The organism is Amycolatopsis xylanica, from assembly GCF_900107045.1.
In the GTDB taxonomy this organism is placed as follows: domain Bacteria; phylum Actinomycetota; class Actinomycetes; order Mycobacteriales; family Pseudonocardiaceae; genus Amycolatopsis; species Amycolatopsis xylanica.
The window spans coordinates 313,545-330,268 of sequence record NZ_FNON01000009.1; the positions used below are offsets into that span (position 1 = coordinate 313,545).

Below are 16,724 nucleotides of genomic sequence, written 5' to 3' on the forward strand. Positions count from 1 at the left end.
GACCACACCAGAAACTTTCAAGGGAGTCAGCGAACGATGGCCTACTCCGTCACACTGCCGGAGCTCGGGGAGAGCGTCACCGAGGGCACTGTCACTCGGTGGTTGAAGCAGGAGGGCGACTCCGTCGAGGTCGACGAGCCGCTACTGGAGATCTCGACCGACAAGGTCGACACCGAGGTCCCGTCCCCGGTCGCCGGCAAGGTCGTGAAGATCAGCGCCCAGGAAGACGAGACCGTCGAGGTCGGCGGCGTGCTCGCGATCATCGATGACGGCACCGGCGGCGTCGAGGCGTCGGCGCCCGCGCCCGCCGAGGAGCCCGCCGCCCAGCCCGAGCCGGAGCCCGCGGCGGCCGCCCCGGCTCAGGAAGCGGCACCCGCCGCCGCGCCTTCGGGCAACGCGCAGGGCACCCCGGTGACCCTGCCGGAGCTCGGCGAGAGCGTCACCGAGGGCACCGTCACCCGCTGGCTGAAGTCGGTCGGCGACACGGTCGAGGTCGACGAGCCGCTGCTCGAGATCTCCACCGACAAGGTCGACACCGAGGTCCCCTCGCCGGTCGCGGGCACCGTGCTCGCCATCCGCGCGCAGGAGGACGAGACCGTCGAGGTCGGCGGCGTGCTCGCCGTCATCGGTGACGCAGGCGCGGTCGCGGCTCCGGAGCCCAAGCCGGAACCGAAGCCCGAGCCCAAGCCGGAACCCAAGCCCGAGCCGAAGCCGGAGCCCGTCGCCGCCGCACCGGCGCCGAAGCCCGCCCCGGCTCCTGCTCCGGCGCCCGCCGCCGCTCCGGCGCCGAAGGCCGAGGCCGAGTCGAACAGCGCCGACGGCCCGTACGTGACGCCGCTGGTCCGCAAGCTGGCCTCGGAGCACGACATCGACCTCTCGTCGCTGACGGGCAGTGGTGTCGGTGGCCGGATCCGCAAGCAGGACGTGCTCGCCGCCGCCGAGGCCAAGCAGAAGGAAGCCGCCAAGGCAGCTCCGGCACCCGCGGCCGCCCCGGCGGCCGCCGCACCCGCGGCAGCTCCCGCGGCCGCGGCGCCGAAGGCTCCCGCAGCCGTCCGCCCGGAGATCGCCGCGCTGCGCGGCACCGTGCAGAAGGCCAGCCGGATCCGGCAGATCACCGCCACGAAGACCCGCGAGTCGCTGCAGATCTCGGCGCAGCTCACGCAGGTCCACGAGGTGGACGTGACCAAGATCGCCAAGCTCCGCCAGCGGGCGAAGGCGGCCTTCAAGGAGCGCGAGGGCGTCAACCTGACGTTCCTGCCGTTCTTCGCGAAGGCCACGGTCGAGGCGCTCAAGCAGCACCCGAACGTCAACGCCTCCTACAACGAGGAGACGAAGGAGATCACGTACCACGGTGCCGTGCACCTGGGTATCGCGGTCGACACCGACAAGGGCCTGCTCTCGGTCGTCATCCACGACGCCGGCGAACTGAGCCTCGCCGGGCTGGCGCACCGCATCGCCGACCTGGCGGGCCGCGCGCGGTCCGGCCAGATCAAGCCGGACGAGCTGTCGGGTGGCACCTTCACCATCACGAACATCGGCAGCAACGGCGCCCTGTTCGACACGCCGATCATCGTCCAGCCGCAGTCGGGCATGCTCGGCACCGGCGCGGTCGTCAAGCGCCCGGTGGTCATCGCCGACGCCGACGGCAACGACACGATCGCCGTCCGCTCGATGGTGTTCCTGCCGCTGACCTACGACCACCGCCTGGTCGACGGCGCCGACGCGGGCCGTTTCGTCACGACGATCAAGCAGCGTCTCGAGGAAGGCAACTTCGAGTCCGAGCTCGGTCTCTGAGTCAACTGAGATAAAGCCCGCTTTATCCCCCGGGATAAAGCGGGCTTTATCACGTCCTGGGACCCGAAGGTGCGGTGCGCACCGGAAGGGACCAGGATCGGGGTATGCGGGTGCTGATCGCGGGTGCGAGCGGGTTGCTGGGACAGGCGCTGATCGAGCGGCTCAAGGGCACGCACGACGTGCGGACGCTGGTGCGGCGGGAATCCCGCGACGACACCGAGTTCAGCTGGGATCCCCCTGCGGCACGCATCGCTGAAGGCGCTTTCGACGGCGTTGACGCCGTCGTCAATTTCTGTGGCGCGCCCCTGTTCCCTGAGCGCTGGAGCGCCGCGCGCAAGCAGGTCCTGCTCGACAGCCGTGTGGAGCCGACCGAAGTGCTCGCCGAAGCCATCACCGAACACGGCGTGCCGACGCTGCTCAACGCCTCCGCCGTCGGCTTCTACGGTGACACCGGCGACACGGTCGTCGACGAGGAAACCACGCAGGGCAAGGGTTTCCTGGCCGGGCTGTGCACCGCGTGGGAACGCGCGGCCGACCCGGACGCGCGCGTGGTGACCTTGCGCACCGGCCTGGTGCTCGCGCCGGGCGGCGGCCTGCTCGGGCCGTTGAAGCCGCTGTTCAAGCTCGCGCTCGGCGGGCGGCTCGGCGACGGCAGGCAGTACATGCCGTGGATCGCGCTGGAGGACCACGTGTCCGCGATGGTCTTCTTGCTGGAGAACGAAGAGCTCTACGGCCCGGTGAACGTGTGCGGGCCCAAGCCGGTGCCGAACGCCGAGTTCACCCGGGCGTTCGGGCGGGTGCTGCACCGGCCGGCGCCGTGGTGGGTGCCGGGCATCGCGATGAAGCTCGTGCTCGGCCAGGCCGCCGAGGAGATGGCGTTGTTCGGGCAGCGGGCCATGCCTCGCGTGCTCGAAGAAGCCGGTTTCACGTTCCGCCACAACGACGTGGAGAGCGCATTGGCCGCCGCGCTATGACGATCACGCGCACCCGCTGGTTCGTCATGGGGCTGGTGCTGCTCGGCGCCTTCATCGCGCTCGGGATGTTCGTCGCGGTGCACCCGACCACGCTCGACTCGGCGATCGCCAACGCACTGCACGGCGAGTACGACCGCCCGGTCGGCAAGGTGGTCTCCTGGCTCACCGACCTGTTCGGGCCGATCCTGCCGTACGCGTTCGCGCTCGGGCTGATCGTGCAGGGCCTGCGCAAACGCGACCCGCTCTACCCGAAGCTGCTGGGCGTGCTGGCGCTGACCGGATACACGTCCACCATCGTCAAACCGATGTTCGACAGGGCCAGGCCGCGTGAGTACCCCGACCTGAGCTACCCGAGCGGGCACGTGGGCTCGGTGGCGAGCACCGGGTTCGTGGCCGTGCTGCTGTGCGTGGCCGTCGCGCCGCATTTGATCAGGCGGATCGTCGTGCTGTTCGCGGCCGCGACGGTGCTGAGCGCGGTGTTCCGGATCATCCTCGGGGTGCACTGGTTCACCGACACGGTGGGCGCGGTGCTGGGGGTGCTGGGTGTGGGATTGCTCGCGGCGGCCGCGCTTCGGCTGCTGCCCGGCGAAGGCGTAACCTCGCAAGAGTGAGTTCTTGCCGCGCCGCCACCGCACCCGTCGACGTCCGCCCGATCGGCACCATCGACTACCTGGAAGCCTGGGAGCTGCAGCGTCAGCACGTCACCGCGCGCGCCGACGGCGAAGCACCCGACACGATGCTCCTGCTTGAGCACCCGTCGGTGTACACGGCGGGCAAGCGCACCGAGGCCGAGGACCGCCCCACCGACGGCACCCCGGTCATCGACGTCGACCGCGGCGGCAAGATCACCTGGCACGGCCCCGGCCAGCTGGTCGGCTACCCGATCATCAAGCTCGCCGACCCGATCGACGTCGTGCACTACGTCCGCCGTCTCGAAGAGGCGCTGATCGTGGTCTGCGAGAAGTTCGGCGTGACCACCGGCCGTGTCGAGGGCCGCAGCGGGGTCTGGATCGCCGCCGACGAGCGCGGTCCCGAGCGCAAGATCGCCGCGATCGGCATCCGCGTCCAGCGCGGCGTCACCATGCACGGCTTCGAGCTCAACTGCAACGCCGACCTCGCCGCCTTCGACAAGATCGTCCCCTGCGGCATCCGCGACGCGGGCGTCACCTCGCTGTCGTGGGAACTCCAGCGCGAGGTCACGGTCGAGGAGGCGCTGCCGCTCACCCGCGACGCCGTGCTCGCCGCCTTGGACGGCGACCTCGAGGTGACCGACCGGACGCTGGCCCGCGCGGCCGCGCCGACCGCGCCCGGGATCACCTTCGCGCTGCAGTCCCCGGAAGACGCCGCCTCCTGCGTCAGCTGAGGCCGCAGACCAGCAGGTACGCCGGAGCCTGGTAGCCCTTCACCTCCACGTTCACCCGCGTGAACGGCAGCGCGGCGAGGTCGCTGAACCGCGCGACGACATCCTGGAAGAGCGTCTCGGACACGATCGCCATCAGGTCGGCGTCGCAGTGCTCGACGACCGCGGCCCGGATCGGCAGGCTGTCGACCAGCCTGCTGAACCGGACGACCGCGTCGGCGGTGAAGCCGAGCGGGCCGGAGCCGACCGTGCCGACATCGACCGCCATCCTGAGCCGGATCCGCTCGTCGTGCGCGGCGTTGTCCTCGATGAGCAGCCTGGGCAGGGTGGACAGCAGGTGCCGCACCGCGGTGTACATGTCCGAGTCCGGCAGGAAGTAGTGGTAGCCGTCGCCGTTGGGCTGGAAGTTCACCTGCTCGTGCGTGATGCCGGCCGCGGCGACGAACCGGTGCAGGATGCTGAACAGCCGATCCTGGATCTGCCGCTGCGTGTCGATGGTGCGGCCGGTGTAGGCGACGACGTCGACGGTGAACCCCAGCCGGTACCTGATGCCTTCGTCCGCGGGGAGCACCACACCGATGGACTGTTCGGACTGCAGGCTCATGACCGCCTCCCTGCGGTTGGACAGCGCTGTCTCACGTTCCAGTGTGTGTCTCAAGGCCCGCGATAGCACTCACGGATGCGCACGCACCTCCTTCCACACTCCGAGATCATTCGCGCGCGGGGATGCGTGTGCGCGAACTGTTGCACAACACGGTTAATTCGGGCGTACGCTCATGAATTTGGTTGAGCTGGAGGGGGCGGACCTTGAGCGCGCAGCAACCGACCTTGGAAGCACTGAAGCTGGGGCACCGGATCCGCGAGGCCCGTGAGCGGGCCAGGCCGATCGACGGCAGCAAGCCGACGCAGCAGTGGCTGGCGCGGCAGTTCACCCCGGAACGCACTCCGCAGCAGCTCAGCACCTTCGAGATGGGCCGCAACATCCCCGCGGTCAGCGTGCTCGTCGAGCTGTACGAGATCCTGCACGGCCCGCTGACCGACCGCGAACCCGACGCCGAGGAGTTCGCCGAATGGCTCGTCGCCTGGACGAGCGCGAAGTCGTCGACGGACGCGACCGCGCCGTCCGCCTTGTTGTCGGACGCGTTGCGGCTGTTGGAAAACCCCGACCGGCACCGGGACACCCGGCGCGGGCCCGACGGGCCGCTGCGGTCGCTGGCCGACTTCCCCGGCAACGACCCGCTGACCGTGATTCTGGGCGACCGCAGGGAATCGCGCGCGAAGAGCGCGGCCGACTGTCTCATCTACTCGGGCTCGGCGACCGACGCGATGTCCATCAACCTGCTCGGCGGCCATATGGACCACACGGTGATCCGCTCGGACAAGCTGCTCGTCCGGATGCCGCAGGATTACCTGGAATCCATGCCGGAGGTGGCGAAGAGCAACCTCCTCATCATCGGCAGCCCGGCGGCCAACTGGGGCGCCCGGATACTCAACAAGGATGACGCGATTTTCTCGTTCCGCATCGACGAGGACGTCGTCGCGCGGGACGAGTGCCTGCGCGCGGACGACCGCATGCAGGACGAGCGGTTCGCGTCGGTCTTCGGCGACCTGCTCCGGCGCTCGCACCACGGCGACGGCATGACCACACTCGACGAGGACGAGCGCCAGCTCATCGCCGGCGCCGAGGCGCTCGCGCAGACGGTGCTCGACGGGTCGACCGCCAAGGCGATGATGAACAAGTTCCGCAGCCTCGGCATCCTCGACCCGGCCGACCAGGAACACCACGCGCAGTTCACCTACGGTTCGAACGACTTCGCGGTGGTCACCATGGCACGCAACCCGTGGTGCGCCGACGGCCGCTACCGGGCGGTGATCTGCGGCGGCATCCACGGCCCCGGCACCGCGTGGGCGTTGCGCGAACTGCTCACCAACCCGGAGCGGTTCGCCAACCGCCCGCTCGGCGCGGTGCTGGAGGTCAAGCTGCGGCTGGACCTCGACTGGCCGACGCGCTTCGAGAAGGCGACCGGCTTCTTCCAGACCAGGGAGTACCGGATCGAGGACGTGCTCGACAACCTCGAGATCGCGAGCAGGCGCGACCGCGACGCCCGCAAGCCCGTGTTCCGCTTGATGAGCAAGGAATCCCTGGTCAGCCGGACCGCCTTCGTCCGCGACATCCTGGGCTCGTGAGTGTTCCGGCCGGTTAGAACCGGCCGGAACACTCACGACCTCACTGAGCCAGCTGGGGCGCGACCTCGGAGGCCACCAGCTCGATGTGGTCCAGGTCGGTCATGTCCAGTACCTGCAGGTAGAGCCGGGTGACGCCGGTTTCCTCGCGCCACTTGCCGATCGTGTCGACGGCTTCGGCGACGGTGCCCGCGAGGCCGTTCTGACGGAGCTCCGAGACTTCGCGGCCGATGGCCTTCGCGCGTCGCTCCAGCTCGGCCTCGTCGCGGCCTACGGCCAGCACCAGCGCGGCCGAGTGGATGATCGACTTGGGATCGCGGCCCGCGGCCTCGGCCGCCGTGTCCACGCGCGCGAACTGCTCGACGGCGAACGAGCGCGGCGAGAACGGGATGTTGAACTCGTCCGCGTAGCGAGCGGCCAGCTCCGGGGTGCGCTTCTTGCCACCGCCGCCGAGCACGATCGGCGGGCGCGGGCTCTGCGCCGGCTTCGGCAGCGCGGGCGCGTCGACGAGCTTGTAGTGCTCGCCGTCGAACGAGAACGTCTCACCCTCCGGGGTCTCCCACAGGCCGGTGAGGATCGCGAGCTGCTCGGCGTAGATGTCGAAGCGCTTCTTCAGCGGCGGCAGGTCGAGGCCGTACGCCGTGTGCTCGTCGGCGTACCAGCCGGAGCCGAGGCCGAAGTCGACGCGGCCGCCGGACATCCGGTCGACCTGCGCGACGGAGATCGCGAGCATCGACGGGTGCCGGAACGTCGCGGCGGTGACCAGGGTGCCGAGCCGGATGGTGCTGGTCTCGCGGGCGATCCCGGCGAGGGTGATCCACGCGTCGGTCGGGCCGGGCAGACCGCTGGAGTCCCCCATCCGCATGATGTGGTCGCTTCGGAAGAAGGCGCTGTACCCGGCGGCCTCGGCCGCCTTCGCCAAGCGCACCTGGTCGTCGTAGCTGGCCCCTTGCTGGGGCTCGGTGAAGATTCGCAAGTCCACGAAGCCCACCCTACTGGCGGCGCAGGCGCCCCAGCAGTTGCACGATCAGGGCCTCGATCTCGGCGCCGACCTTCTTCGGGTCGGCGGAGCTGGCGATCTCGATCGCGGCGCTCGACAGCGCGCCGAACAGCAGGCGCGCGGTGATCTCTACCGGCACGTCGTCGACCTCGCCCGCTTCGATGAGCGCCTTCAGGGTGTCCCGGACCAGGCCGAAACTGCACCGGTCCTCGGCCTCACGCCAGCGTTCCCAGCCCATGACCACCGGGGCCTCGTGAATGGCGATGCGCTGGTATTCCGGATCGAGGCAGCTTTTGATGAATCCGTTCAACGCGTTCAGCGCGCGCTCCCACGGCGCGTCCGTGCCGTTGATTATCTTTTCCAGGCGGCCGTAAACCGCGCTCTCCACGGAATCGAACGCCGCCTCGAAAAGCGCCTGCTTTCCGCTGAAATGGTGATACAGCGCACCTTTGGTGACCCGGGCGCGCTTGGCGATCTCGTCCAGCGAAGTGCCGGCATAGCCACGCTTCGTGAACAGTTCAACGGCGCTGTTCACCAGCGCCGAACGAGTGGACTCGGAATAGTCGAGCCGCCTGGACCGCATTGTCGCCACGGTCACGAGCTTACGCCCTATTCGCCGACCATACTCATGGTATGTTGGGCGTGTCAGGTCCGTACCGAGAGTATGCCGCACACCCGCGGTATGCCGACGGGACACGGAAGGGGACCACCATGAGCTGGAACGACTTCTATCAGCGGCGTGACGTGCTCGACGCCGTGATCCGGCAAGCGCGGAGGAGCCCCGCGCTGCCGTTCGACGAGATCCCCGGTGCCGCCGAGCTGTTCGGCACCCGCCAGAACCTGCTGCTCGCGCTCCAGTACCGCTGGAACCAGCTGCTGAGCGGCTACCTCCGCGCCGAGCTGGCCGACCCGGACGAGGCGCCCGACACCGACCAGGTCGACGCGGTCGCCCGCGCGTGGCGCAAGGCCGTCACCGAGCACGCGACCCTGCACGCGGTGCTCGAGGCGAACCTCGACGCGCACCCGATGCTGCAGGCCGCGCACGACGCCGAGCGGAAGATGCTGGTGGTCACGGCCGGTCTGGCCGACCCCGGCGAGCCGCCCGCCGAGATCCGCCGGGTCGGCTCCGCGTTCGGCGCGCTGCTGCGCAACGGTCCCGTTCGCCGGGAACGCCGCCGCGGACCTGTCGGACACCTCCTGCGCATGCTGGCGCCCAGTGCGTGAGGACGGTTAGGTACTTCCTATGACGTGGACCGAGCAGGACATCCCCGACCAGACCGGCCGGACCGTGCTGATCACCGGCGCGAACTCGGGCCTCGGCCTGCGCAGCGCGCAGGTGCTCGCGGGCAAGGGCGCGCACGTGCTGCTGGCGTGCCGCTCCCCGCAGCGCGGCGAGCAGGCGCTCGCGAAGGTCGAAGCGGCCGCGACCGGCGCCAAGCCCGAGCTGGTCCGGCTCGACCTGGCCGACCTGTCGTCCGTGCGCGACGCGGCGACGATCGTCCGCGAGCACACCGGCGACAAGCTGGACGTGCTCATCAACAACGCGGGCATGATGGCGACGCCCAAGGGACACACCAAAGACGGCTTCGAGACCCAGTTCGGCATCAACCACCTCGGCCACGCGGCACTGACCTGGCTGCTCATGCCCGCGCTCCGCGGCGCGGGCAAGTCCCGCGTCGTGACGCTGTCGAGCATCGCCGCGAACACCGGCCGCTTCGACGCCGAGGATCCGAACTTCGAGCACCGCCGCTACAACCCGGCGTCGGCGTACGGGCAGTCCAAGCTGGCGAACCAGATCTTCGCGATCGAGCTGGACCGCCGCCTGCGCGCGGCAGGCGAGGCCGTGATCAGCGTCGCCGCCCACCCCGGCTACACCTCGACCGGCCTGGGCTCCGGCATGGCCAACTCGTACTCGAACCCCGTGCTGCGCACCGTCATCGGCCTGGGCAACAAGCTCGGCGAGCTCGTGCTCGCCCAGGGCACCCAGGCTGGCACGCTCCCCCAGCTCCGCGCGGCGACCGACCCGGCCGTCCAGGGCGGCGACTACTACGGGCCATCGGGCGTCGGCGGCATGCGCGGAAACCCGGTCAAGGTGGCCACGCTGGGGCCCGCCCGTGACGAAGCGAGCGGCTCGGCGCTGTGGGACGTGACCGCGAAGTTGACCGGCATCACTCCCGACCCCGCGTGATCAGGGTGCGGCGGCTCACGGGCGTACTGTTGACCCCGTGAGTGCCGCACCTGAAGGCCGCAAGCTGCTGCGTCTCGAAGTCCGCAACAGTGAGACGCCGATCGAGAAGAAGCCGCCGTGGATCAAGACCAAGGCACGCATGGGCCCCGAGTTCACCGAACTCAAAGGCCTGGTGCGCCGCGAAGGCCTCCACACCGTCTGTGAAGAAGCCGGCTGTCCCAACATCTACGAATGCTGGGAAGACCGTGAAGCCACCTTCCTGATCGGCGGCGACCAGTGCACCCGGCGCTGCGACTTCTGCCAGATCGACACGGGCAAGCCCGCTGAGCTGGACCGCACCGAGCCGCGCAAGGTCGCCGAGTCCGTCCAGGCGATGGGCCTGCGGTATTCGACGGTCACCGGCGTCGCCCGCGACGACCTCGCTGACGGCGGCGCGTGGCTGTACGCGGAGACCGTCCGGCAGATCCACGAGCTGAACCCGGGCACCGGTGTCGAGCTGCTGATCCCGGACTTCAACGCCGACCCCGCGCAGCTGGCCGAGGTCTTCTCGTCGCGGCCCGAGGTGCTCGCGCACAACGTCGAGACGGTGCCGCGGATCTTCAAGCGCATCCGCCCCGGCTTCCGCTACGCCCGCTCGCTCTCGGTCATCACGGCCGCCCGCGAAGCAGGCTTGGTGACAAAGTCCAACCTGATCCTGGGCATGGGCGAGACTCCCGATGAGGTCGCTCCGGCGATGCGGGACCTGGTGGACGCGGGGTGCGAGATCTTGACGATCACGCAGTATCTGCGGCCGTCGCCGCGGCATCACCCGGTCGACCGGTGGGTCAAGCCGGAGGAGTTCGTCGAGCACTCGAAGGCCGCCGAGGCCATGGGATTCGCGGGCGTCATGGCGGGCCCGCTGGTCCGCTCCTCGTACCGCGCGGGCCGCCTCTACGCCCAGACCAAGCAGCACCGCGGCGAGGACCTCCCCGAGAACCTCGCCCACCTGGCCGCCCAGGGCCCCGCGGCCCAGGAGGCCAGCTCCCTCCTCGCCCGCTGACCAAGGCCCGGTTTCGGACGGTTATCGGCAGGAAAGCCAAACTGGCGCTGAGTCGATCTTCGCGAAGGGACGAATCTGGACGTTGTGCGGCCAGATTCGTCCGTTCGCTGCGGCTGATCACCTGTCGGCAAGGTCAGGCCGGTTGACTGAGGAGGAAATGGGTCGTTCAACGCCTCAAATCCCCCTCAGTCAACTTGCTTGACTTGTCGGGCTGGGGTCGTGAGCGTTGCGGGCGTTTCTCTTTGAGGGGAAGGCAAAGGTGGTGTGTTCTGGCCCGGTCGGCGTGGGCTTCTTCGGCCAAGTTCGCTGGGTCGCCCGACCTTGGGCGCCTTGTGAAGTGAGGGGGCCGTTGAGTGCGTAGTAAGCACTCAGGGGTCCCCTCACTGCGCGATCGGCCACAGGCGGGCGGCGTGGTTTGCGCGAGTGGTAACTCTGCTGCATCTAGCGGAGCAGAGTTACCACTCGCGCGGGTTTTCCGGGCGTGGGTGAGGGACGCGAAGTGCTCGTGCGCGTTGCGGGCGGTTAGGACCGCCCGCAACGCGCACGACACACCCAGACGCGCCACGTTTGGCTTTCCGCCCAAATAAGCACCCAACGGCCCCCTCACTTCACAGCGCACCCAAGGCCGCGCCACACCGGCCTCGGCCAGGCAAGCCCAGCCCGGAGCAAGCCACGTTTGGCTCTCCTCCCAATAGACCTGACGAAAGTGGCTTTCGGGCTTCTCCCGGGGTCAGGGGGTCTTGCGGGTGGAGGGGATGTAGCGGCGGGCGACGTTTTCGTCGGTCGAGGCGCCGGGTTCCCAGCGGGAGATCCACGGGCCCGTGCCTTCGCTCGGGTCCAGCACGCCCTCTTCGAGCCAGACGTGACGCCCGCTCAGTACGTCGGCGGCCAGCTTGGTGTCGAGGGCGTCCGTGTTGTCCCACAAGGCATCGAAGAGCTTTTCGACGCGCAGGCGGGCTTGGGCGCAGAAGACCGACGCGAGTTCGTACGCCGCCTTGCCCTGGGCTTCGTCGTCGGCGCGCAGCATCTCCGCGCGCACGCAGGCCGCCGACATCGCGAACAGCTCGGCGCCGATGTCGACCACGCGGCCCAGGAAGCCTTGGTGCTTCTCGAGACCCGCTTGCCAGCGCGCCATGCCGTAGAACGTCGAGCGCGCCAGCTTGCGCGCGGACCGTTCGACGTAGCGCAGTTCCGAGGCCAGCGCGCCGAATTCGCTGAACGCCGTCGGCACCTGGCCCTTGCCGGTCACCAGCTGCGGCAGCCACTTCGCGTAGAAACCGCTCGCCTTGGCCGCGGCTTTCGCCTTCGCCTTGGTGTCGGAGTCCGGGTCGGCCAGCGCGCCGGCGGCCGACAGGTGCGCGTCGACGGCCTCGCGCGCGATGAGCAGCCGCATGATCTCCGACGAGCCCTCGAAGATCCGGTTGATCCGCAGGTCCCGCACGAGCTGCTCGACGGGGACAGCGCGTTCTCCGCGCGCCGCAAGGGATTCCGCGGTCTCGTAACCGCGGCCGCCGCGGATCTGCATCAGCTCGTCCGCGATCAGGCACGCCATCTCGCTCGCCCAGAGCTTCGCCAGCGCGGCTTCGATCCGAATGTCGTTGCGGCCCTCGTCGCTCATGTGCGCCGACAGGTCCAGCACCGCTTCCAAGGCGAACGTCGTCGCGGTGATGAACGAGATCTTCTCCGCCACCGCGCCGTGCTTGCCGACCGGCAGGCCCCACTGCACCCGCTCGGACGACCATTCGCGCGCGATCTTCATCGCCCACTTGCCCGCGCCGGCGCACATCGCCGGGATGGACAGGCGCCCGGTGTTCAACGTAGCCAGCGCGATCTTCAGGCCCTTGCCCTCGCCGCCGACCACGTTCGCCTTCGGCACGCGGACGTCGTGGAACCGGGTGACGCCGTTCTCGATGCCACGCAGGCCCATGAACGCGTTGCGCTTCTCCACCGTGATGCCCGGCGAATCCGCTTCGACGATGAACGCCGTCACGCCGCCCTTGCGGCCCTCGGACTTGGGCACCCGCGCCATCACGACCAGCAGCTCGGACACCACGCCGTTGGTCGTCCACAGTTTCACGCCGTTGAGCAGGTACGCCTCGCCGTCCTCGGTGGGCGTCGCGGTCGACGCGAGCCGCGCCGGGTCCGAGCCGACGTCGGGCTCGGTGAGCAGGAACGAGCTGACCGCGCCCGCCGCGCACCGGGGCAGGAATTCCGCCTTCTGCTCAGGCGTCCCGGCGAGCTTCAACGGCTCGGGCACGCCGATCGACTGGTGCGCGGACAGCAGCACGCCGAGCGTCGAATGCACCGAGCCGACCAGCATCAACGCCTGGTTGTACGCGACCTGCGTGAGCCCGAGGCCGCCGTACTCCTCGGGGATCTTGATCCCGAAACACCCCAGCTCGGCCAGGCCTTTGACGTACTCGTCGGGGATCTTCGACTCGCGTTCGATGACCCTGCCGTCGATCGTCGAGCAGTACGCGCGTAGTGCTTCGAGGAACTTCGCGGCCTTCGCATCGGCTTCGGCCGTCGGCCGGGGGTGCGGGTGGACCAGGTCGAGCCGGAAGCGGCCGAGGTACAGCTCCTTGGCGAAGGAGGGCTTGGACCAGCCCGTCTCCCGCGCCTCCTCGGCGAAAGCCCTGGCTTCCTTCTCGGTCACTTTCACCTGGTCGACCACGGCGGCCTCCTTGCCGAAGGGGGGTGTGACGAGCGTTACTCATCAGTGTTACCCCTCGGTAGCGGAAATGAAAAGCGGTGACCGGGCGAAATCCGCGCTCGCCCGGTCACCACTCCTCGGCAGGCCGGGTCCGGTCAGCGGGAGGAGACCCGCCGCACCGACCAGCCGATCACCACCAGTGCGACACCGGCGCCCATCAGCGCGTACGGCCAGACCGGCGCGCTGGAGCCGTCACCGGTCGGGGACGCGCCCGGGGTGAAACCGCCCAGCTTGCCCTGCTGGACATAGGCGGACCCGGGCAGCTTGTCGGCATACTGCTGGTGCACGAGCCGCTGGTAAGCGGCCACGCTCATGCCCTGGCCAACCTGGGCGCGAGCGGGGTCGTTCAACGGCACGACCTGTCCCTTGTCCACGCGGTACCAGGCGTTGATCTGCGGCTCGGTGAACACCGTGCCGCCCTGTGCCGGGTAGGTGACCTCTTCGGTGCCGGTGGTCAGGTTGGAGGCTTCCCAGCCCTGACGGCCGTCACGGGTCAGCCACACGGTGGCCTCCTGGCCGCTCGCCGCGCGGGTCTTCACCGCGAGGTAAGCGAACCCGGCGGGTTCGGTGCTCTGGCCGGTGACGAACTCCGGCGTCAGCGAGAACACGCGCAGCGGCTGGCCGGTCACCTGCGGAGCCTTGGCCGACTCGGCCTGCACCGCGAGTCCCGAACGGCGGTCGAGCTGCACGAAGAACTTCGACAGTTTCGCTTGCGTGTCAGGCGAAGCGGCGACCTGCCGGGCCGCGGCGATGTCCGCGTCGGAAACACCGCCGACACCATAACCGTCGGCCGACGCCGAAGCGGTGCCCGCGCCGAGCGCGAGCAGGGCGGCGAGCGCGCCAAAGAATGCGATCTTCCTCATGTCACGCCCCGATCCGGTAGAGCGACTGTGCCCACTGGAACTGTCCATTGCGGACATACGAGTTGTAGGACATCGCGCTGTAGCGCTGGCTCGACGGCCACGGGTCGCCGTAGTAGAGCTGCTGCGTCGTCGAGTCGTAGCCGTAGATGACCTGCGCGTGCCCGCCGCCTGCCGTCCAGTAGATGCCGGTCTCGATCGGGCGCTTGGCGTCGATCTCGGTGCGGACCGAGGTGAAGCTCAGCGCCTGCGTCACGGTGCCCGGCCGCAGGCCGAGCGCCTGGTAGCCGCGCTGGACCCAGCTGAGCTGGCCCGCCTGGTTCGGGCACGGGGTGCCGGGCTGGTAACCACGCGAGTAAGCGCAGAAGGTGTTCTGGCTGGTGTTCGCGCCGTAGCCGAGCGAGCGGGCGATGGTGAGCCCGCTGGCCGCCCAGCACCATTGGTTCTGCTCCTGGACGAGCTGGGAGATCGGCACCGTGACGGCCGCTTCGACACCGGCGTTGGCCGGTGGCGCGAACAGCCCGAGTGACAGCAGGCCCGCGATGACCGCGCCCGCCATCCTGGAGTGTCTGAACCGCATTTCTGCTCCTTTGCAGTCGGTCTTGTCGAGACTCGCCTGCAAACGAACGGAGCAGTAATCCCATCGGGGATAACACCCACCTTATGGGCGGGTTATCTGACTTAAAGTGACGCTTCTGCTAACGCGTGCGGGTGATCCTTACACCACTTGGCGAAGTGTGGATTCCGGTCAATGGACGCCCGATAAGCCGTCATCGCGCACTGGAACACCTCGTCCAGCATCGGCAGCAACGCCTTGTCGTCGCGCATCGCGAACAGCAGCGTCGTCCAGAGCGGATCACCCTTGAACGGCACCGCGACCAGTCCCGGTGGCGGCGCGGAGGCGGCTTGCGCCAGGCACACCGCGCCCTGCGCGATCAGCGTGCCCGCGGTGCCCGCCTCCGAGGTGTAGTGCCGGATCCGCGGCACGAATCCCGCGGCCGCGCACGCCGCCTGGAACCGCACGCGCACCGCGTTTTCGTGCGGTGGCGGCAAAACCCAGTCGACGTCGGCGAGTTCTTCGAGTGCGACCTGCCCGTCCTTGATGGCCGGGTGCCCCTCGGCGATCCCGGCGAAGATCGGCTCGGTGGCGAGCGGGCGCACCACCAGTCCGTCGTAGTGATGGGCCTCCGTGCCGTCGAACTTCTCGACGAGCGCGCAGTCGACACGGCCCGTCGAAAGCAGCTTGAGCAGCATCAGCGCGGCCGGTTCCGCCCAGGTCTGGACGTCGACCTCGACCAGCCGCGTGCGCAGCTGCTCGATGAGGCTCCCGATGATCAGCAGCGGGACGTAGCCGACACGCAGCGTGGTCGGTATCCCGCCTTCGCCGTGCTTGCGCGCGGAAACGACCAGTGAGCGCATGTCGGCGAGCAGCGCGTCGGCCCGGTTCAGCACGAATCCGCCGAGCGCCGTCGGGCGCGAGCCCTGCGCGCTGCGCTCGAACAGCTCGCCGCCGAGTATCCGCTCGATCCGCTTGAGCTGAGCGGTCAGCGCCGGCTGACTGATGCCCAGCACGGTGGACGCCTTGCTCACGCTGCCGGTTTCCGCCACGGCGCGGACGGCGCGCAGATGGCGCAGCTCCAGCTCAGCCATTCAGTGAGGTTATCCCCCTTTTCGGGGGCAAAACGACCTGCGAAAGTCGGGGCCCGTTACATTCGGCCGCATGGCAGCGCCCCACCTACCCGGTCCGGTCGGTTTCGTGCTCGGCGGGGGCGGCAGCCTCGGCTCCATGCAGGTCGGGATGCTGCGCGCGCTCGACGAGACCGGGATCAAGCCGGACCTGGCCGTCGGCACCTCCGTCGGCTCGCTCAACGCCGCCGTGCTGGCGACCGGGGACGCCGCCGACTCGACCGAGCGGCTGCGCAAGATCTGGTCGCAGATGACCCGGCACGAGGCGTTCCCCGGCGGGGTGCTGAGCCAGGTCAGGACGCTGCGGCACACGAAGACGCACCTGTTCCCCAACACCGGGCTGGCCGCGATCATCGACGAACATCTCGGCGAGGGCAGCGGTTTCGACGACGCCAAGATGCCGCTCGGCGTGGTGGTGACGGACGTCGAGACCGCCGAACCCGTGCTCATCCGGTCCGGCCCGCTCAAGCCCGCGCTGCTGGCGAGCGCGGCCATCCCGGGCATCTACCCGCCGGTCGAGCACGACGGCAGGCTGCTCTATGACGGCGGGCTGGTCGCCAATGTGCCGATGCGCCAGGCGTTGGCCATGGGCGCCCGCTCGCTGGTGGTGCTCGACTGCGCCTTCCCCGGGCAACTGCCGAGCAGGCCGCAGACGTTCGCCGAGGTGATGATGTTCACCGCGATGATCAGCATGCGCAACCAGGCGGTGCTCGAAGCACCGGTCGCGGCGGCGTCGGTGCCTGTGGTGTATCTCCCAGGCCCGGCCCCGATCCGGCTCAGCCCGCTCGATTTCAGCCATACGGAGGAATTGTCGGAGCAGGCATATCAGTCAGCCAGGACATTTCTGGACCAGATCGTCATCAATGGCCCAGGCCTATACGGCGCGCCGGGCCTGGTCACGTAGCAACCTTCCGCGGGAATGGACG

Annotated in this window: 16 protein-coding genes; 9 read left to right on the forward strand and 7 right to left on the reverse strand. The window is 69.2% G+C overall.

The features are described 5' to 3' along the window. Nucleotides 1-36 precede the first annotated feature (36 nt). The 4 genes from sucB (at nt 37) to lipB (ending at nt 4,131) form a co-directional block, all read left to right on the forward strand. The gene (gene sucB, locus BLV57_RS34940; RefSeq protein WP_091296697.1) at nt 37-1,794 is read left to right on the forward strand and encodes a 2-oxoglutarate dehydrogenase, E2 component, dihydrolipoamide succinyltransferase; all 1,758 of its coding nucleotides are present in this window, start codon (nt 37-39) and stop codon (nt 1,792-1,794) included. 104 nt (nt 1,795-1,898) lie between these two features. Further along, on the forward strand, nt 1,899-2,768 hold the full coding sequence (locus BLV57_RS34945; RefSeq protein WP_091296700.1) for a TIGR01777 family oxidoreductase: 870 nt from the start codon (nt 1,899-1,901) through the stop codon (nt 2,766-2,768). Continuing rightward, nucleotides 2,765-3,379: a phosphatase PAP2 family protein gene (locus BLV57_RS34950; protein WP_091296703.1), complete on the forward strand. Its 615-nt coding sequence runs from the start codon at nt 2,765-2,767 to the stop codon at nt 3,377-3,379. The genes BLV57_RS34945 and BLV57_RS34950 overlap by 4 nt, the downstream gene beginning before the upstream one ends. Further along, nucleotides 3,376-4,131, forward strand: a complete 756-nt coding sequence (gene lipB, locus BLV57_RS34955; protein ID WP_091296706.1) for a lipoyl(octanoyl) transferase LipB — start codon at nt 3,376-3,378, stop codon at nt 4,129-4,131. Before BLV57_RS34950 ends, lipB begins: the two co-directional genes overlap by 4 nt. Here the strand turns inward: lipB and BLV57_RS34960 are convergent. Then, on the reverse strand, nt 4,124-4,732 hold the full coding sequence (locus tag BLV57_RS34960; RefSeq protein WP_091296709.1) for a hypothetical protein: 609 nt from the start codon (nt 4,730-4,732) through the stop codon (nt 4,124-4,126). The two genes, lipB and BLV57_RS34960, sit on opposite strands and share 8 nt — an antisense overlap. Before the next feature lie 203 nt (nt 4,733-4,935). On the opposite strand from BLV57_RS34960, the gene BLV57_RS34965 reads away from it, so the two are divergent. After that, nucleotides 4,936-6,315, forward strand: a complete 1,380-nt coding sequence (locus tag BLV57_RS34965; protein ID WP_143047226.1) for a hypothetical protein — start codon at nt 4,936-4,938, stop codon at nt 6,313-6,315. 40 nt (nt 6,316-6,355) lie between these two features. Here the strand turns inward: BLV57_RS34965 and BLV57_RS34970 are convergent, their stop codons facing one another. Together BLV57_RS34970 and BLV57_RS34975 are read right to left on the reverse strand one after the other, a co-directional pair. Then, nucleotides 6,356-7,294 carry an LLM class F420-dependent oxidoreductase gene (locus tag BLV57_RS34970; RefSeq protein WP_091296874.1) on the reverse strand — a complete coding sequence of 313 codons (939 nt, stop codon included), beginning with the start codon at nt 7,292-7,294 and terminating at the stop codon, nt 6,356-6,358. Between the two features lie 10 nt (nt 7,295-7,304). Beyond that, nucleotides 7,305-7,895: a TetR/AcrR family transcriptional regulator gene (locus BLV57_RS34975; protein ID WP_091296715.1), complete on the reverse strand. Its 591-nt coding sequence runs from the start codon at nt 7,893-7,895 to the stop codon at nt 7,305-7,307. A 128-nt stretch (nt 7,896-8,023) separates the two neighbouring features. Between BLV57_RS34975 and BLV57_RS34980 the strand changes: the two genes are divergently transcribed. From BLV57_RS34980 to lipA, 3 genes are read left to right on the forward strand one after another with little or no spacing between them, the layout of a single operon-like run. Continuing rightward, on the forward strand, nt 8,024-8,536 hold the full coding sequence (locus tag BLV57_RS34980) for a hypothetical protein (RefSeq protein ID WP_091296717.1): 513 nt from the start codon (nt 8,024-8,026) through the stop codon (nt 8,534-8,536). A gap of 19 nt (nt 8,537-8,555) precedes the next feature. Beyond that, nucleotides 8,556-9,500, forward strand: coding sequence for an oxidoreductase (locus BLV57_RS34985; RefSeq protein ID WP_091296719.1), 945 nt, complete (start codon nt 8,556-8,558; stop codon nt 9,498-9,500). Nucleotides 9,501-9,537: 37 nt separating this feature from the next. Further along, nucleotides 9,538-10,539 carry a lipoyl synthase gene (gene lipA, locus BLV57_RS34990; protein ID WP_091296722.1) on the forward strand — a complete coding sequence of 334 codons (1,002 nt, stop codon included), beginning with the start codon at nt 9,538-9,540 and terminating at the stop codon, nt 10,537-10,539. Between the two features lie 730 nt (nt 10,540-11,269). Here lipA and BLV57_RS34995 read toward each other — a convergent pair. The 4 genes from BLV57_RS34995 to BLV57_RS35010 all read right to left on the reverse strand — a co-directional run bounded on the left by BLV57_RS34995 (nt 11,270) and on the right by BLV57_RS35010 (nt 15,762). Further along, nucleotides 11,270-13,213 (reverse strand): acyl-CoA dehydrogenase family protein, encoded by a 1,944-nt coding sequence (locus tag BLV57_RS34995; RefSeq protein ID WP_091296724.1) that lies wholly within the window; start codon nt 13,211-13,213, stop codon nt 11,270-11,272. A gap of 134 nt (nt 13,214-13,347) precedes the next feature. Then, on the reverse strand, nt 13,348-14,115 hold the full coding sequence (locus BLV57_RS35000; RefSeq protein ID WP_091296726.1) for a hypothetical protein: 768 nt from the start codon (nt 14,113-14,115) through the stop codon (nt 13,348-13,350). Nucleotide 14,116: 1 nt separating this feature from the next. Further along, entirely contained in the window at nt 14,117-14,692 is a 576-nt protein-coding gene (locus BLV57_RS35005; RefSeq protein WP_091296729.1) for a papain-like cysteine protease family protein, read from the reverse strand. Between the two features lie 101 nt (nt 14,693-14,793). Further along, the gene (locus BLV57_RS35010) at nt 14,794-15,762 is read right to left on the reverse strand and encodes a LysR family transcriptional regulator (protein ID WP_091296732.1); all 969 of its coding nucleotides are present in this window, start codon (nt 15,760-15,762) and stop codon (nt 14,794-14,796) included. Between the two features lie 70 nt (nt 15,763-15,832). Here BLV57_RS35010 and BLV57_RS35015 point away from each other — a divergent pair, with 70 nt between their 5' ends. Further along, on the forward strand, nt 15,833-16,702 hold the full coding sequence (locus BLV57_RS35015) for a patatin-like phospholipase family protein (RefSeq protein WP_091296735.1): 870 nt from the start codon (nt 15,833-15,835) through the stop codon (nt 16,700-16,702). The last annotated feature ends 22 nt before the right edge of the window (nt 16,703-16,724 follow it).

Excerpts from the sequence above, each read along its gene's own strand:
- BLV57_RS34960 (WP_091296709.1), bottom strand. The coding sequence starts at position 4,732 with ATGAGCCTGCAGTCCGAACAGTCCATCGGTGTGGTGCTCCCCGCGGAC.
- BLV57_RS34980 (WP_091296717.1), top strand. The coding sequence starts at position 8,024 with ATGAGCTGGAACGACTTCTATCAGCGGCGTGACGTGCTCGACGCCGTG.
- sucB (WP_091296697.1), top strand. The coding sequence starts at position 37 with ATGGCCTACTCCGTCACACTGCCGGAGCTCGGGGAGAGCGTCACCGAG.
- BLV57_RS35000 (WP_091296726.1), bottom strand. The coding sequence starts at position 14,115 with ATGAGGAAGATCGCATTCTTTGGCGCGCTCGCCGCCCTGCTCGCGCTC.
- BLV57_RS34945 (WP_091296700.1), top strand. The coding sequence starts at position 1,899 with ATGCGGGTGCTGATCGCGGGTGCGAGCGGGTTGCTGGGACAGGCGCTG.
- BLV57_RS34975 (WP_091296715.1), bottom strand. The coding sequence starts at position 7,895 with ATGCGGTCCAGGCGGCTCGACTATTCCGAGTCCACTCGTTCGGCGCTG.
- BLV57_RS34950 (WP_091296703.1), top strand. The coding sequence starts at position 2,765 with ATGACGATCACGCGCACCCGCTGGTTCGTCATGGGGCTGGTGCTGCTC.
- BLV57_RS35005 (WP_091296729.1), bottom strand. The coding sequence starts at position 14,692 with ATGCGGTTCAGACACTCCAGGATGGCGGGCGCGGTCATCGCGGGCCTG.
- BLV57_RS35010 (WP_091296732.1), bottom strand. The coding sequence starts at position 15,762 with ATGGCTGAGCTGGAGCTGCGCCATCTGCGCGCCGTCCGCGCCGTGGCG.
- BLV57_RS34985 (WP_091296719.1), top strand. The coding sequence starts at position 8,556 with ATGACGTGGACCGAGCAGGACATCCCCGACCAGACCGGCCGGACCGTG.
- BLV57_RS35015 (WP_091296735.1), top strand. The coding sequence starts at position 15,833 with ATGGCAGCGCCCCACCTACCCGGTCCGGTCGGTTTCGTGCTCGGCGGG.